The 15590-nt window shown below is 67.7% G+C and carries 9 protein-coding genes; 6 read left to right on the top strand and 3 right to left on the bottom strand.

The genetic code is table 11. The annotated features are described in order from the left end of the window. Positions 1-32: 32 nt before the first annotated feature. Positions 33-3116 carry a TonB-dependent receptor domain-containing protein gene (locus tag AC0CH3_RS12890; protein WP_354299672.1) on the bottom strand — a complete coding sequence of 1028 codons (3084 nt, stop codon included), beginning with the start codon at positions 3114-3116 and terminating at the stop codon, positions 33-35. 202 nt (positions 3117-3318) lie between these two features. On the opposite strand from AC0CH3_RS12890, the gene AC0CH3_RS12885 reads away from it, so the two are divergent. The 6 genes from AC0CH3_RS12885 to nagE all read left to right on the top strand — a co-directional run bounded on the left by AC0CH3_RS12885 (position 3319) and on the right by nagE (position 11701). Further along, positions 3319-4335, top strand: a complete 1017-nt coding sequence (locus AC0CH3_RS12885; RefSeq protein WP_354299671.1) for a N(4)-(beta-N-acetylglucosaminyl)-L-asparaginase — start codon at positions 3319-3321, stop codon at positions 4333-4335. An 8-nt stretch (positions 4336-4343) separates the two neighbouring features. After that, entirely contained in the window at positions 4344-5102 is a 759-nt protein-coding gene (locus AC0CH3_RS12880; protein WP_354299669.1) for a copper homeostasis protein CutC, read from the top strand. Positions 5103-5285: 183 nt separating this feature from the next. Further along, positions 5286-6302 carry an SIS domain-containing protein gene (locus tag AC0CH3_RS12875; RefSeq protein WP_354300420.1) on the top strand — a complete coding sequence of 339 codons (1017 nt, stop codon included), beginning with the start codon at positions 5286-5288 and terminating at the stop codon, positions 6300-6302. After that, positions 6299-7447: an N-acetylglucosamine-6-phosphate deacetylase gene (gene nagA, locus AC0CH3_RS12870; RefSeq protein ID WP_354299667.1), complete on the top strand. Its 1149-nt coding sequence runs from the start codon at positions 6299-6301 to the stop codon at positions 7445-7447. Before AC0CH3_RS12875 ends, nagA begins: the two co-directional genes overlap by 4 nt. Before the next feature lie 46 nt (positions 7448-7493). Continuing rightward, positions 7494-9986, top strand: coding sequence for a phosphoenolpyruvate--protein phosphotransferase (ptsP, locus tag AC0CH3_RS12865; RefSeq protein ID WP_354299666.1), 2493 nt, complete (start codon positions 7494-7496; stop codon positions 9984-9986). Continuing rightward, positions 9983-11701 carry an N-acetylglucosamine-specific PTS transporter subunit IIBC gene (gene nagE, locus AC0CH3_RS12860; RefSeq protein ID WP_354299664.1) on the top strand — a complete coding sequence of 573 codons (1719 nt, stop codon included), beginning with the start codon at positions 9983-9985 and terminating at the stop codon, positions 11699-11701. The genes ptsP and nagE overlap by 4 nt, the downstream gene beginning before the upstream one ends. Before the next feature lie 60 nt (positions 11702-11761). Here nagE and galA read toward each other — a convergent pair whose 3' ends face one another. Together galA and AC0CH3_RS12850 are read right to left on the bottom strand one after the other, a co-directional pair. Beyond that, the gene (galA, locus tag AC0CH3_RS12855) at positions 11762-14683 is read right to left on the bottom strand and encodes a beta-galactosidase GalA (protein WP_354299662.1); all 2922 of its coding nucleotides are present in this window, start codon (positions 14681-14683) and stop codon (positions 11762-11764) included. Positions 14684-14705: 22 nt separating this feature from the next. Next, complete coding sequence (locus AC0CH3_RS12850) at positions 14706-15443, bottom strand: GntR family transcriptional regulator (protein WP_056022680.1); 738 nt, start codon at positions 15441-15443, stop codon at positions 14706-14708. Between the last annotated feature and the right edge of the window lie 147 nt (positions 15444-15590).

Below are 15590 nucleotides of genomic sequence, written 5' to 3'. Positions count from 1 at the left end.
TTTCGGCGAGCCCTTCAGGTCGGGGATGAGGATCAGAACTTGATCGTCGTGCCGATCGCCAGGTTGCGGCCGAGCGCGTCGTAGCGCTGCGGGATCGTGTTGCTGCGCGCGAGGCTGATATTGTAGGAATCGGGTACGATCGGCGGCGTCTTGTCGAGCAGGTTGTTCGCGATCAGGCGCAGCGAGAACTGCTTGGCGATCGCGAAGTTGAGCGCGAGGTCGAAATAGCTGATCGGTGCGACACGATAATAGCTCGTGCGCTCGCGCTCGGGCGTGCCGCCAATGGCTTCGTCGCCCGAATTATCGGCATGCGTCAGCGACCCGACATAGCGCCAGTTGAACGATGCGCTGAACGCCTTGTCCATCGTCGTGTAGGTCGTGCGCAGGCCGTGCGACCATTTCGGGATCAGCTGGCCGCACCCGTTGGCATAATAGCCCGCGCAGTTGCGCTTGGGCTGGACCGGCGAATCCTGCCCACCGGCAAAGGTCGTCAGCGAACCGTTGAAGTTCATGTCGATCTTGCCCGCGGTCTCGAGGTCGAGCGTATACTGGCCCTGGAAGTCCCAGCCGCGCGCGATCGACTGATAGAAGTTGGTCGTGCCCTGCCGGATGAAGCCCGTGCTCGGGTTGCCGGCGGGATCCGAATACAACGTGCCGGTGCCGGGATTGCGGACGATGCCCTGGCAGAAGAAGTCGTCGCCGCCCGACCGCTGACACCCGTCGGTATAATAGTTGAACGGGTTGTAGCCAAGTGAATCGTTGATCTTGATCCGGTAGCGATCGACCGAGAACACCAGGCCCGGAATGAACCGCGGCTTGACGATCAAACCATAGGTCTGTGTGTACGCGGTTTCTGGCGCGGACGTGAAACCGCCCGACCGCACCGTGCACTGGTCATCAGGGCACAACAACGTGGTGCTGCCATAGAGCGCGTCGGTCAGACCCGTCGCACGGCAGACCTCACGCGAGGCGACCGGCGCGCCATAGCTGATCGCCCCGGTGGCGGGATCCGCGATCGGGGTCGGGGCGCAGAAGTCGTTGATGCCGTTCGTGCCGACCGTCGCGAACTCGATATTGGTCGCCTGCCGGATCTCGAACACCGTCGGCGCGCGCTGTGCCTTGTTGAACGACGCGCGGAAGGTCAGGTCGCTGATCGGGGCATAAAGGCCCTCCAGCTTCCAGGTGCTGAACGAGTCCGGGTTGCTGCTGTACTTCGACACGCGATAGCCGCCATTGGCCTGCAACAGTTCGGCAAACGGCTTGTGCTCGATCAGCGGCGCCTGCACCTCGATGTTCGCTTCCCAGACATCCTGCTTCAGGTTCTGGTCGGCGCCGCCGAACCGCGTCCGGAAGCTCGGGTCGGCATACCCGCTGAACGTGTCCTTGCGGTATTCGGTGCCCAGCGCGATCGCCACGCCCTGTTCCGCCAGCGGTGACCTAATCCCGTATTTGCCGAGATCGCCGGTCAGCGATGTCACGACGTCATACAGTGTGCCGACGCCCGTCTGCGTGCCCGTAGCAAACAGGTAATTGCGCAGCGCCGGGTTGGTATTGCCGGCGCTGAACGCGTCGAACGGCACGCAGGCCGGGTCGGACGTTGTCGCGCAGGTCGGGTTGGCGAGCGTTCCGCCTACGTTTATCGCGTTCTGCAGCCGTGTCGGATCGACGAACGTCGGCGTGTAATCCTGATGATTCCGCGAATAGACACCGCCGACGTCATAGGTCCACGCGTCGCCGACCTTGCCGCGCACGCCGCCGCTCAGGCGAACGCCGGTATTGATATACGTGTCGGACACGTCGTTAAATTCGCCGAGGCGATAGGACAGGCTGATCGGTGCGAGCGCCGTGGTCCCCGCTGCCGCACCGCAGATCGTCGTCGCCTGCGACGCCGACAGGAACGGGTTGTTGCAGTTGACCTGCAGCTGCCCCTCGCCGCTGTAGCTCGCCCGGCCAGGATAATTGTTGAACGACTTGTCGCGGAACCAGACGCCCGACGCGTAGAGCTCGGCATTCGGGGCGATGTCGAGACTGACAAAGCCGCCTGCGTTGATCCGCTCGGACGGCCGCTGATACGCATAGTTGCTGAAATAGTTGGACGCGTTGCCCGCGCCGGCGCCGAATGGCACGAAGCTGCGGGTGCCGTCCGGATTGTTCACATATTGCTGGTTCGCATTGACGCCGCTGAGCGGCGTGACGAGACCGCTCGTCGAGCTGCTCGGGGTCAGACCGCATGAGAGCGGCCCGTCCGCGGTCAGCTGCGTCACGTAACAGCCCGAATTGGATCGATCCGACAGCGATACGGCCTCGCTCTCGCGATAGTTGACGAAGCCCGACACGCGCAATGCGCCGTCGAACAGCTTGACGCCACCGGTCAGCGTCACGTCGGCTCGGCCACCGTCATTGGTCAGGCCGCGCGGGGTGCGGAACCCCGCCGCGCGCGCCAGCGGCGACACGACCGTATCCTTGTTGAGGTGGTTGTAGAAATTGTAGTTCGCATCGAGCTGCAGGCCCTCGAAATCCTTCTTGAGGATGAAGTTGACCACGCCCGCGACCGCGTCCGACCCATAGACCGAGGACGCGCCCCCCGTCAGCACGTCGACGCGCTCGAGCAGCGACGTCGGGATGATGCCGACGTCCTGGCCATTCTGCGTGCCGAGGCGCTTGCCGTCGATCAGGACCAGCGTCCGCTCGAACCCGAGGCTGCGCAGCTTGATGCGCTGGCGACCGTCGGAATCGGCATAGGTCTGCTGGTTGTCCGGCGCGACCTGAGGCAGGCGGTTGAGTACGTCCTCGACGTTGACCGCGGCCTGCGCGCGAATGTCCTGCGCGGTGACCGACGCGATCGGCGCCGCCGACGTCATGTTGGGACGCTGGATCCGCGACCCGGTCACGACGATGTCGCCGTCGCCGGTCGCGGGACGCTGCGGCGTCGCGGCGGCGTCAGGCGTGGCGATCGCGGAGTCGGCGTCTGCTTCGACCTTTGCTTCGGCGGGCGTCGTCGCCTCCGCCTGTGCTGGCGTGACCTGCGCCGGGACATCCTGCGCGAAAGCCGGAGCGCTTGCCATCAGCAAGGCGCCCGAAATCGCAATGCGCGATGCGGAATGACGTAGGAACATACTCAACCCCTTTTACAGGGATGCAGCTTTAGCCTGCATCCATCTCCGCTCACGGGTTTTGGTCATAAACACTGTCCAGTCAATACCTAGATAATACCACTCGATTACATTTTTATGATCATGTGACAAACGTACCATACCTCTGGTCCTTGTCTTCGAAAGTCGATAGGCTTGGACACAGGGGCAGGTTGTGGGGGTAGGCATGACGACGAGACGATCGGTATTGGGCGGGCTTGGCATCGCACTGCCTCTGACCGCGTCCGCGACCAGCGGCGCGAACGCCTTCGCGGCTGGATCGGCGGGCGGCGCCGGCGCGCTCATTGTGTCGACGTGGGATTTCGGCGCTGCGGCGAACGCCGCCGCCTATGCCAGGCTTCGCGCCGGCGGGTCGCTGATCGACTCGGTCGAGGCGGGCGCGATGGTGCCGGAGGCCGACCCCGCCAATCATAGCGTCGGCTATTCCGGTTATCCCGACCGCGACGGGCACGTCACGCTCGATGCCGTGATCATGGACGATGCCGGCGGCGTCGGCGCCGTCGCGGCACTCGAGGACACGATCCACGCAATCTCGGTCGCGCGCCGCGTGATGGAGCGAACCCCGCACACCTTCCTCGTCGGCGAGGGCGCCACTCGCTTCGCGCGGGACCAGGGCTTTCCGAAACAGAACCTGCTGACGCCGGAATCGGAAAAGGCATGGCGCGACTGGCTCACCACCGCGCACTACAAACCCGAAGCCAATAGCGAGAACCGCGTCGACCGGACACCCGGTGGCGCGCTCGATCACGATACGATCGGCCTGCTGATGCGCTCCACCGGCGGACGCCTCGCGGGCGCCTGCACCACCTCGGGCATGGCGTTCAAGATGCGTGGCCGTGTCGGCGACTCGCCGCAGGTGGGTTCCGGCCTGTACGTCGAGGCGGGAGTCGGTGGCGCGACGTCGACCGGGCTGGGCGAAGAGGTGACGCGCGTCGCGGGGTCCGCCCGCGTGGTCGCGTCGATGCGGTCCGGCGCATCGCCGCAAAAAGCGTGCGAAGAGGTCGTCCGGCACATCGCCAAGCTGCGCGGCGACGCGATCCGCGGTGTCCAGGTCGGCTTCCTCGCCCTCGACCCGAAGGGCCGCGTCGGCGCCTTCTGCCTGCTGCCCGGCTTTACCTATGCAGTCACCGATCCGAACGGACGCACGATGGTCCTGACCGCGCCATCGCTGTTCAAGGCCTGACGCGAGTCATGCCGCGCATCAGGACGCTGGAGATATGCGTCGAGGATCTCGATGGCGTCGACGCCGCCGTTGCGGGGGGCGCGGATCGGATCGAACTCTGCACGGCATTGGCCGTCGGCGGGCTGACTCCGGCAGCCTCGCTCATCCGCGCCGCCGCGTCGGCCGCGCTGCCCGTTCATCTGCTGTCCCGTCCACGCGAGGGGGGCTTCGTTTACACACCGCGCGAATCCGCGATGATCGCCGATGACATCACGACCGCGGCCGAGGCGGGGCTCGCCGGCGTCGTGATCGGCGCGGCCAACGTCGATGGCACGCTTGACGCAGCGGTGCTCGCTGAACTGATCGCGCATGCCCGCCTGCTCGGCAAGGCACGCGGGCGCGACCTGTCGCTGACGCTTCACCGCGCGTTCGATCTCGTTCCCGATCTCGGCGCGGCGCTCGACACCGCCGTCGCGCTGGGGTTCGATCGCGTCCTCACCTCGGGCGGGGTGCCGAAGGCGATCGACGGGGTGGCCGCGATTGCGATGCTCCATCGCCGCGCCGCCGGCCGCATCGGCATCCTCGTCGGGAGCGGCGTGTCGATCGACACGCTTCCCGCAATCCTTGCGACCGGCGTCGGCGAGGTTCACGCCTCGTGCCGGCATCCCTGTGATCAGGACCAGGACCCTGCCCTCGTCCGGTTCGGGTTTGCCTCGACGCAGACCAGCCGGACCAGTCGCGGGCGGATCCGCGACCTCGCTACCCGCCTTGCACATTCCAACGCTTGAACAATACCAATCTATAACTTACGCAGGGCGAGAGTGCGTGGCGACGCATGTCCGCGTCGCCCTGCAATCGCATCACGCGACCCCATGAAGCGAGCCGCCATGACCGAGACCCTTCCCGATCCCGCACCGCGCACGCCCGACGGCGGCGTCCCGCTGTCGACGAACGCGACCGAGGCGACGCTGATGTTCCGCGAGGCCGCCGAATCGAGCGAGGCGGTCGCGCGCCTTCTCGCCGCCAATGCGGATACAATCGAAGCGCTGGGTGCGCGACTGCGCGCGGCGCCCCCCGCGGTCGTCGTCACCTGCGCGCGCGGTTCGTCCGACCATGCAGCGGTCTACGGCAAATACCTGATCTGGACGAAGACCGGCGTCCCCGTTGCGGCGACGGCCCCCTCGGTTGTCTCGCTCTACGATGCAAAGCTCAGCGCCGCCAACACGCTGTGCATCGCGATCTCGCAGAGCGGCCGCAGCCCGGATCTGCTGGCGACCGTGGCGGCCTACAAACAGGCGGGTGCGCATGTCGTCGCGCTCGTCAACGACGAAAGCTCGCCGCTCGCCGAAGCCGCCGACACGCTGATCGCCCTGAAGGCAGGGCCCGAGCGGTCGGTCGCAGCGACCAAGTCCTATATCTGCGCGCTTGCCGCACTGGCTGCGATCACCGCCGAATGGTCCGATGACGATGCGATGCGCACCGCCGTCGCCGCCCTGCCCGCGGATCTCGCGCGGGCCTGGGATCTCGACTGGTCGGCTGCGGTCGTGCCGCTGCAGTCGGCGACGAACCTGTTCGTGATCGCGCGCGGTCCCGGGTTCGGCATCGCCAACGAGGCGGCGTTGAAGATGAAGGAGACCTGCGCGCTGCATGCGGAATCGTTCAGCTCCGCCGAGGTGCGCCACGGGCCGATGCAGCTTGTCCAGGACGGCTTCCCGCTGCTGGCGCTCGCCACGTCCGACGCCGCCGGCGACGGCGTGCGCGAGGCCGCAGCGGAATTCGCGGGACGCGGTGCGCACGTGTTGATCGCCGACGCGCGCCTCGATGGCCGTCACGGCGACTCCGTCCTGCCCGCGCTCGTCGCGCATCCGACGATCGAGCCGATCCTCATGGTCCAGAGCTTCTACAAGCTGGTCAACGCCCTTTCCGTGGCGCGCGGGTTCAACCCGGACGCGCCTTCGCATCTTGCCAAGGTCACGTGCACGCTATGACGACTTTCCGGTTTCGCAACGGCCATATCGTCACACCGGATGCCGTCCTGACCGACGCGACCCTGCGCATCGAGGGCGACCGGATCGCCAGGATCGAGGCGGGCGTCGACTCCGACCCCGCGTCCAACGCCGAAACCGTCGATCTCGACGGCGGCTGGATCATGCCGGGATTCGTCGATACGCAGGTCAATGGCGGCGGCGGCGTGCTGTTCAACGACGCCACCACGGTCGAGGGCATCGCCGCGATCGGCGCCGCGCACGCCCCCTTCGGCACCACCGCGTTCATGGTCACGCTGATCAGCGACACCCCCGACGTCATCGCCCGCGCGCTCGATGCGGTCGATGCAGCGATCGATGCGGGCGTACCGGGTCTCGTCGGAATTCATGTCGAGGGCCCGGTCATCAGCGCCGCGCGCAAGGGCATTCACGATCCCACGCGGTTTCAGGATCTCGACGACGAGCTGCTCGCGCTGCTGACGTGCCCGCGCCGCGGCAAGGTGATGCTGACGCTCGCCCCCGAGCGCGTCACGACCGCGCAGATCGCGGCACTGACCGCGGCCGGCGTCCTCGTCAGCATCGGACATAGCGACGCGAGCTACGACGTTGCCGCCACGGCGATCGCGGCGGGGATCACCGGCGTCACGCATCTGTTCAACGCGATGTCGCCGCTCGTCCACCGCGCGCCGGGTGTCGTCGGTGCGGCGATCGACGACCAGGGCGTCTATTGCGGGATCATCGTCGACGGCTTCCACGTCGACGACGCCGCGCTGCGCATCGCCCTGCGCGCGCGCCCGCACGACCGCTTCATGCTGGTGTCCGATGCGATGCCGTGCGTGGGTGCGGTCGACAAGGCGTTCATGCTGCAGGGGCGCGAGATCCGCGTGGAGGGTGGCCGCTGCGTCGGCGCCGACGGTACGCTTGCGGGGTCCGATCTCGATATGGCGGGTGCCGTCCGCAACAGCGTGGAACGGCTCGCCCTGCCCCCCGAAAAGGCTGCGGCGATGGCCGCGACCTATCCCGCGGCCTTTCTCGGGCTCGATCGCGATCGCGGCGCGCTCGCACCGGGCCTGCGCGCTGACTGGGTTCGTCTGACGCGCGAGCTTCAACCCGCAGGGACCTGGATCGGCGGCATCGCCTCCGCCTGATCCGCCGCCTGCACTGCACCCGCACTCGCAAACCAAGGACGACCATATGGCTCCCATCATCCTGAGCGCGCCGATGCAGGGTTGGGCATTACCCGTGTCGCAGGTGCCCGACGCGGTGTTTGCGGAAGCGATGCTGGGGGACGGCGTCGCGATCGATCCGACCGGCGACGGTCTGTATGCGCCGTGCGACGCGACGGTCCTGACGCTGCTGGACACGAACCACGCGATCACGCTGCGGACGCGCGACGGTGCCGAGATCCTCATCCATATCGGCCTTGATACCGTTGCGCTGGCTGGACGCGGCTTCACCCCGCGCGTCGCGGTGGGCGACACCGTCGCGACCGGCGACCTGCTGATCGGGTTCGATCTCGACCTGCTGGTGCGCGAGGCGCGGGCGGTCGTGACGCCGATCATCGTCATCAATCCCGAACGATTTGCCATCACCACGCGCACGACCGATCAGCGCGTCGAAATCGGCACGCCGCTGATGACGATCCTGCCGATCGCGCCGGTCGGTCGCCAGCCGGCCGCGCAGGCCGCGGGCGAAGTCCTCACCCGGACGTTTGCCGTTCCGCTGCCGCACGGCATCCACGCGCGTCCTGCCGCCCGGCTCGGCGAACTGGCGAAGACGTTTGCAAGCAGCATCAGAATCGAATGCCATGACAAGACCGCCGACCTGCGCAGCCCGATCGGCCTGTTGTCGCTCGGCGTCCGCCACGATGATTCGATCACTCTGACCGCGCAGGGATCCGATGCCGCGACCGCGATCGCCGCGATCGCCGATCTGATCCTCGGCGGGATGGACGAGCCGATCGAGACACCGCGTACCCCGGCGCCCGCCGCCGCCACACGCCCCGCGATCGACGGCGCGTTGCTCGGCGTCACCGCGGCCCCGGGACTTGCGATCGGCCAGGCACGGTGGTTCCGGCACGCCGAGATAACCGTTCCAGAACAGGGGGAAGGGATCGCGGTCGAGCAGGACCGCTTCACCGCAGCACTCGCCACGCTGGCGGCAAGGCTCGCGGACCAGGCTCGCCACGCGCGCGGTGCGGAACAGGCGATCGTCGCGGCGCATGCGGCGCTGCTCGATGATCCTATGCTGCTCGAGGGAACGCACGCGCGCATCGCCAGCGGCCAGAGTGCCGGCCATGCATGGCGCGCGACGATCCGCCCGCTCGCCGATGGCCTGCGCGGGAGCGCGGATCAGCGACTTGCGGAGCGCGCGGACGACATGCTCGACCTCGAACGGCGGCTGCTCGGCGTGATTACGGGGGTAGAGGACGCGACGATACGCTTCTCCGCCGACACCATCCTTCTCGCCGACGATCTGCTTCCGTCGGATGTGCTTGCGCTCGATCGGTCGACCGTGGTCGGCATCTGCGTCGCGCGCGGCGGCCCGACGTCGCATGTCGCGATCCTTGCCGCGACGATCGGACTGCCCGCGCTCGTCGCGGTCGGCCCCGCACTCTCCGCCGTCGCCGACGGCACGTCCGTCATTCTCGAGGCGACCGATGCGTTGATCCGGGTTGATCCCGATGCCGACACGCTGGGCGCCGCGCGTGTCCGGCTCGTCCAGGCCGACATGCGCCGCGCCGACATGCTCGCGCGCGCCAGCGACGAGTGCCGGATGGCGGACGGAACGCGGATCGAGGCCTTTGCCAATCTCGGCGCGATCGGCGATGCCCGGCTCGCAGTCGACAATGGCGCCGAAGGATCCGGGCTCCTCCGCACCGAATTCCTGTTCCTCGAGCGCGACTCCGCGCCGACCGTTGCCGAACAGACCGCCGACTACCAGGCGATTGCCGACATGCTCGACGGGCGCCCGCTGATCGTCCGGCTGCTCGATATCGGCGGCGACAAGCCCGCACCCTATCTGCCCATGGCGGCGGAGGAAAATCCCGCACTCGGGCTTCGCGGGATCCGTGTCGGGCTGGCCTATCCGCAATTGCTCGAGGACCAGGTCCGCGCGATCCTGTCGGTCCGCCCGGTCGGCCAGTGCCGGATCATGGTGCCGATGATCGCCAGCCGCGACGAACTGCGCGCGGTACGTGACGTGGTCGACCGGATCGCTCTCGAGCTCGGTCTCGCCGAGCGCGTCGCGGTCGGCGTGATGATCGAGACGCCCGCCGCGGCCGTCACCGCCGACCTGATCGCCGCAGAAGCCGACTTCCTGTCGATCGGGACCAACGACCTGACCCAATATGCGCTGGCGATGGACCGCGGAAATCCCGCCGTCGCCGCCAAGATCGACGGCCTCCACCCTGCCGTGCTGCGCCTGATCGCACAAACCTGCGAAGGCGGCGCGCGACATGATCGCTGGACCGGCGTTTGCGGCGGTCTTGCCTCGGACCTTGCCGCGGTGCCGATCCTGATCGGGCTTGGCGTGACCGAGCTTTCGTCGTCGCCGGCGGTCATACCCGAGGTGAAGGCGCTGGTGCGCACGCTCGCGCTCGACACCTGCCGTGCGCATGCCGCCAAAGCGTTAGCGTGCGCCTCGGCCGCCGAAGTTCGAAGCCTCGCCCGGGAGTTTGCCGCATGAAGTCGATCCTCGAAGCGCTGCAGCCCCTTGGCCGTGCGCTCATGCTGCCGATCGCGGTCCTGCCGATCGCAGGACTGCTGCTCCGTCTCGGCCAGCCCGACCTGCTCGACATCGCGTTCGTCAGCGCGGCGGGCAACGCGATCTTCTCGCATCTCGGGCTGCTGTTCGCGATCGGCGTCGCCACCGGCTTCGCGCGTGACGGCAATGGCGCTGCGTGCCTCGCGGGCGTGGTCTGCTTCCTCGTCGCCACCGAAGCGGGGATGATATTCCTCGTCGTCGCCCCCGATGTCGTGGCGGGTCTGAGCGGACCGACGGCGGACGTCGTCGCCGCCGCCTGGAAGGCCAAGGCGATCGCACGCCTCGACGTGCCGATCGGCATCCTCTCGGGGCTTGCGGGCGGGCTGCTCTACAATCGGTTCTCGACGATCAAGCTTCCCGAATATCTCGCCTTTTTCGGCGGGCGGCGGTTCGTCCCGATCGTCAGCGGCGTCGCGGGTCTGGGTCTCGCCCTGGTGTTCGGAATGGGCTTCGGGATCCTCAACACCGGCATCGACCAGCTGAGCCTCGCGATCAGCGGCAGCGGCGCGATCGGGCTGTTCCTGTTCGGGCTGCTCAACCGCCTGTTGCTCGTCACCGGGCTGCACCACCTCGTCAACAACATCGTCTGGTTCGTCGCCGGCGATTACAACGGCGCGACCGGTGACCTTCGCCGCTTCTTCGCGGGCGATCCCGACGCGGGCGCGTTCATGGCGGGGTTCTTCCCAGTGATGATGTTCGGCCTGCCCGCGGCCTGTCTCGCAATGTACCACGCCGCGCTGCCCGACCGCCGCAAGGCGGTTGGCGGCATGTTGTTCAGCCTCGCGCTGACATCGGCGCTCACCGGCGTGACCGAGCCGATCGAGTTCAGCTTCATGTTCCTCGCGCCGCTGCTCTACGCGGTGCACGCGGTGCTGACCGGTCTGTCGATGGCGCTGATGAACGCGCTCGGCGTCAAGCTCGGCTTCGGCTTTTCGGCCGGGCTGCTCGACTATGTGCTGAACTTCGGCAAGGCGACGCGGCCGCTGCTGCTGCTGCCCGTCGGCGCGGTCTATTTCGCGCTATATTACGGGTTGTTCCGCTTCTTCATCCGCAAGTTCGATCTCGCCACGCCCGGTCGCGAAGCCGAAGCGCCGGTCGCAGCCGCGTCGGTCGCGCCTGGCGGACGCGGTGCCGCGTTCGCGCAGGCGCTTGGCGGCGGGGCAAACCTGACGACGGTCAGCGCGTGCACGACGCGCCTGCGGCTGATCGTCGTCGACCAGTCCGCGGTCGACGACGCAGCCTTGAAGTCGCTCGGCGCACGCGGCATCCTCCGGCCCTCGAACGCCGCGTTGCAGGTCGTGCTCGGCCCGATTGCCGACGTCGTCGCCGTCGAGATCCGCGACGCGCTCGCGGTCGGCGGAACCGTGGCCTCGACGGCGCCACCCCCGACCGCGTCTGTAGAGCCGACAATCCTGCTTACCGAAGACGCTGGCGCGGCGCTGGGCGGATCCGCCAATATCCGGACCGTGACGCGTCACCCCGGCCGTCTGCGCGTGGAAGTCGCCAATGCCGCCGCGATCAACGAGACGCGTCTGCAGGATCTGTCGATCCGCACCACCGCACGTCCCGCGCCGGGCCAGATCCACCTGCTCGGGGATGACGCGGCATTGTCGACGCTGATCCGCACGACACCCTGATCGGCTGCCGCCCGTCATCCCGATATCGATCAGGATGACGGGCGGCATGCCGCGCGGCCGTCACCGCGCGCGCGGCTCGAGCGTGACCGCGCCGACAATCCCCGACGAAACGCCCGGCGAGGCCTCGACCATCAGGACGATCGTCCGCACCGCGCCGCCGGCTGGCATCGTCGCTTCCAGCGGACCGGTCTGCGCCGTGTCCTTGACCGCCAGCCGCGTGCCGTCGATCCAGAGCTCGGCACGACCCGTGATCGCGGCGAACCGGATCAGCCCGCCCTCCTGCGCAACGCGCCGCCAGGGCGAGACGCCAGCGCGGTAGATCCGCCAGCGGCCTGCCGCACTCGGATCGACCGGCGTGCCGCTGCGCACGAACGCCCAGCTGTTGTTGTCGCCGTCGACCGGGGCCAGCGCCGGATCCGGCCGCGCGGCAAACGCGGGTGAGCGTCGCCATTCGCGGATCGCCATCGTCGCGGTGGCGACAGGTATCTGGCCTGGCGCGGCGATGCCCGCCCGGTCGATCACCAGTCGCGCGGGCTTGAGCCCCTGCCCGGTCGCGGTCATCACGACCGGCCCGCGCCCGGCGTCCGCCTGCAGGATGACCTGCGCGAGCCCGTTGAACAGCGACCGGGCATTGCCCTTTTCGGGCTCGTGGCTGTTCGGATCGCCATTGCCGATACCGATTATCGCAGCCCCCTCGACCGCGAACCGCGTCGGCAGGTTGGCGGTCGGGACATGCCGGCCCGCGGCATCGACCGCATCGATCGTCACCGGCTGCGCGTCCTCGCCGTCGCCCGCCATCACCGTCCGCGCAGGCGTCAGGCGCAGCGCGACGGGGGGCCCGGCGGTTGCATGCGCCGCGGTGGCGACCACCGCGTTCCCGCGCAACGCCGTGACTTCGATCCGTCCGGGCGCATAGGGCACGGTGAATTCGTTCCCCATGATCCGGTCGACCGTGGCCTGTCCGACGATCCGGCCGTTCAACCGCAGCACGATACGTTCGGCATTGCTCATCACCAGGACCGTGACGGGCGCCCCCTCGCGCCCCGGCCAGGTCCAGTGCGGTGTCAGGCTGACGACGGGCGTGTCATCGACCCAGTGCGCACGGTGGATGTCGAATGCTGTCTTCGGGAATCCGCACAGGTCGAGGATCCCGAAAAAGCTGGAGATCGTGGGCCATTCATGCGGGGTCGGCTCGCCGTGATAGTCGAACCCGGTCCAGACGAACCCGCCCGCGACGAACGGACGCTCGGCGATCTTCTTCCAGGTGCCGCGGTGCGTATCGCCCCAGCTGGCGGCTTCGACGTCGTAGGAGGACTGGATATGCCGCGCCGGATCGCTCGCAAACGCGCCGCGCGTCTCGTACGCGCTGGTGTCCTCCGAACTCGTGATCGGCTTGGTCGGGTTGAGCTGGTGAAAGCGGTCGTAGTCGCCCTGGTAATAGTTGAAGCCCGTCACGCCCACCACGCTCGAGACGTTGACCGGATCGAAGAACGCCCCGTTCATCGCCGCGGTCACGGGCCGGCTGTCGTCGAGCGCATGCGCGGCGTGCGCCATCCGTCGCAGCATCTCGACACCCGCCTCGGTCCCCTGCATCGGCTCCTCGTTGAAGACCGACCACAGGATCACGGATGGATGGTTGCGATCGCGCCGGACCATCCATTCGAGTTGCGCCATATAGTCGGGCGCAGGGTTGAACTGGCGGTTCTCGTCCATCACGACGAACCCCATCGCGTCGCAAAGATCGAGCAACTCCGCGGCGGGCGCGTTGTGCGAACAGCGGATGGCGTTGCACCCCATTGCCTTCAGCCGCTCGAGCCGCCAGCGGACCAGCGAGTCGGGAATCGCCGTGCCGACACCGGCATGGTCCTGATGCAGGCATACGCCCTTCAGCTTCACGGGCTGCTCGTTGAGGAAAAAGCCGCGATCGGCATCGAACCGGATCGTCCTGAACCCGATCGGCGTGCGTCGTTCGTCGACGATACCGTCGCCGCGCCGCACGCGCGTCACGACGGTATAGAGCGTCGGCGTCTCGATCGACCAGATCCGCGGTGCCGTCACCAGCATCGCGATCGTCGCGGTCGCGCGTTCGAGCATCGCGACCGTCGCCGACGTCTGCGCCGAGCCGATCTGCGTGCCATCGGGGTCGAGCAGCATCGCCTCGACGGTGACGGTGACGTTCCGACGATCGCTGCTGCCGAGCGTGACCGAGACCGGCACGTGCCAGGCGCCATCCGGGCCACGCCGCGGATCGCAGTGAACACCGTCGGTGATGATCGCGACCGGCGCGCGCCGGATCAGCCAGGCGTGGCGATAGATCCCTGCCCCCTCGTACCACCAGCCCTCCATGGCGTCCGCATCGACGCGGACCGCGATGACGTTGAGGTCGTCGCCAAACCGCGCGAACGGCGTCAGGTCGATCTCGACGCTGTTATACGCCGACCAGTTGTGCGCGACGACGCTGCCATTGACCCAGACCGTGGCATTGGTGGCGATGCCATCGAAATGCAGCAGGATCGTCTTGCCGCGGTCGGCCGGTTCGAGCCGCAGCGTCCGGCGATACCAGCCGATCCCGCGCGGACGATAGCCTTGCGAGATGTTGGCGGTCTTCACGAATGGCTGCGCGGACGCCCAGTCATGCGGCAGGCGCACGGGGGCCCAGTCCGAATCGTCATACGCCATCGCCGCCGCACCCAGTGCGTTGCCTGCCTTGACGCTCAGATAGGTCGCGTTGTGCCCATCGGGCGCCGGGGCGACGACATCGCCCTCGTGAAACAGCCATCCCCGCTCCATGCGCGTCCGCGATCGGTCCTGCTCGGGCATAGGCGCGGGCAGGATCCGCGACGGCACCGGCATCGGCAGCGCGCCGGCGTCCGACCCGGTCGGCGCGGAGCGAGCTTTGCCGGTGACGGCGGACGAAATGCCCCCGACCGCCAGCGTGGCCCCGGCACCGGCGGTGCCGAGGAGTATCTGACGTCGGTTCATCGCGTACTCGATTAGTGAAAGGTCAGTTGTCGGCCAGTTCGGCGACGAAGTCATAGGCATCGCCGCGGTAATAGGACCGCGTGAACTCCGCCGGCCGGCCATCGCGGAGGAATCCGCGCCGCTCGATCAGCAGCCCGGCATGCCCCGCGTCGACGCCGAGCATTCTGGCATGTTCGCCACCGAACGGCACGGCGCGAAGCCGCTGCAATGCGCGAACAGGCCGGCAGCCCGCCTTTTCGAGCGCGGTATACAGCGAATCGTCGACGACCTCGATCGACGGCAGGCAATATCCGGCGATCGTCGTGAACTCGAGCGCCATCGCCTCGTCGTCGGCATAGCGGATACGATTGAACCGATAGACCGGCGCGCCTGGCGACAGGCCAAGCGCCATGGCCTCTTCCGGATTGACCTGCCCCGCCGACCGCGAGATCCAGCTGCTGCTCGACGTACGTCCGCGAGCCGCCATGTCTTCGCTGAACGACGACAATTTGGAGAAGCTCTTCTCGACACGTCCCGCGACGAACGTCCCCGCACCGCGGCGACGCGTCAACAGCCCCTCTTCGACCAGCCCGCCGATCGCCTTGCGGACGGTGATGCGCGATATGTCATACTCGGTCGCCAGATCGCGCTCGGCCGGTATCGCATTGCCCTGAACCAGAATCGCATCGCCGATCGCGGTCCGGATCAGGTCTTGCAGCTGGAGATACAGTGGCGATGGATTGCTCTCGCGAAAGCGCCCGATCTCGTCGGCAAACGCCATGGTCTCTCCTTCCGACCGGCCGCCCCCCATCGAGCCCCTGCCATGTCCGTGCACCTGCCTAACCAAAGCCGCGCTGCCCGGCAACATGCACGTCGGGAAAGCCTAGATTGGTATCTGCCAATCTGGAACTCAGCTTATCGAATATTG

This window comes from Sphingomonas sp. AC449 (assembly GCF_979253475.1).
Note: the sequence above shows the minus strand (reverse complement) of the source record. Positions and strands in the feature narration are given on the sequence as shown.

What these genes read in the sequence shown, in the direction of transcription:
- AC0CH3_RS12875 (WP_354300420.1), top strand. Translation starts at nt 5,286, where the DNA reads ATGTTCCGCGAGGCCGCCGAATCGAGCGAGGCGGTCGCGCGCCTTCTC.
- AC0CH3_RS12850 (WP_056022680.1), bottom strand. Translation starts at nt 15,443, where the DNA reads ATGGCGTTTGCCGACGAGATCGGGCGCTTTCGCGAGAGCAATCCATCG.
- nagA (WP_354299667.1), top strand. Translation starts at nt 6,299, where the DNA reads ATGACGACTTTCCGGTTTCGCAACGGCCATATCGTCACACCGGATGCC.
- nagE (WP_354299664.1), top strand. Translation starts at nt 9,983, where the DNA reads ATGAAGTCGATCCTCGAAGCGCTGCAGCCCCTTGGCCGTGCGCTCATG.
- AC0CH3_RS12890 (WP_354299672.1), bottom strand. Translation starts at nt 3,116, where the DNA reads ATGTTCCTACGTCATTCCGCATCGCGCATTGCGATTTCGGGCGCCTTG.
- AC0CH3_RS12885 (WP_354299671.1), top strand. Translation starts at nt 3,319, where the DNA reads ATGACGACGAGACGATCGGTATTGGGCGGGCTTGGCATCGCACTGCCT.
- ptsP (WP_354299666.1), top strand. Translation starts at nt 7,494, where the DNA reads ATGGCTCCCATCATCCTGAGCGCGCCGATGCAGGGTTGGGCATTACCC.
- galA (WP_354299662.1), bottom strand. Translation starts at nt 14,683, where the DNA reads ATGAACCGACGTCAGATACTCCTCGGCACCGCCGGTGCCGGGGCCACG.
- AC0CH3_RS12880 (WP_354299669.1), top strand. Translation starts at nt 4,344, where the DNA reads ATGCCGCGCATCAGGACGCTGGAGATATGCGTCGAGGATCTCGATGGC.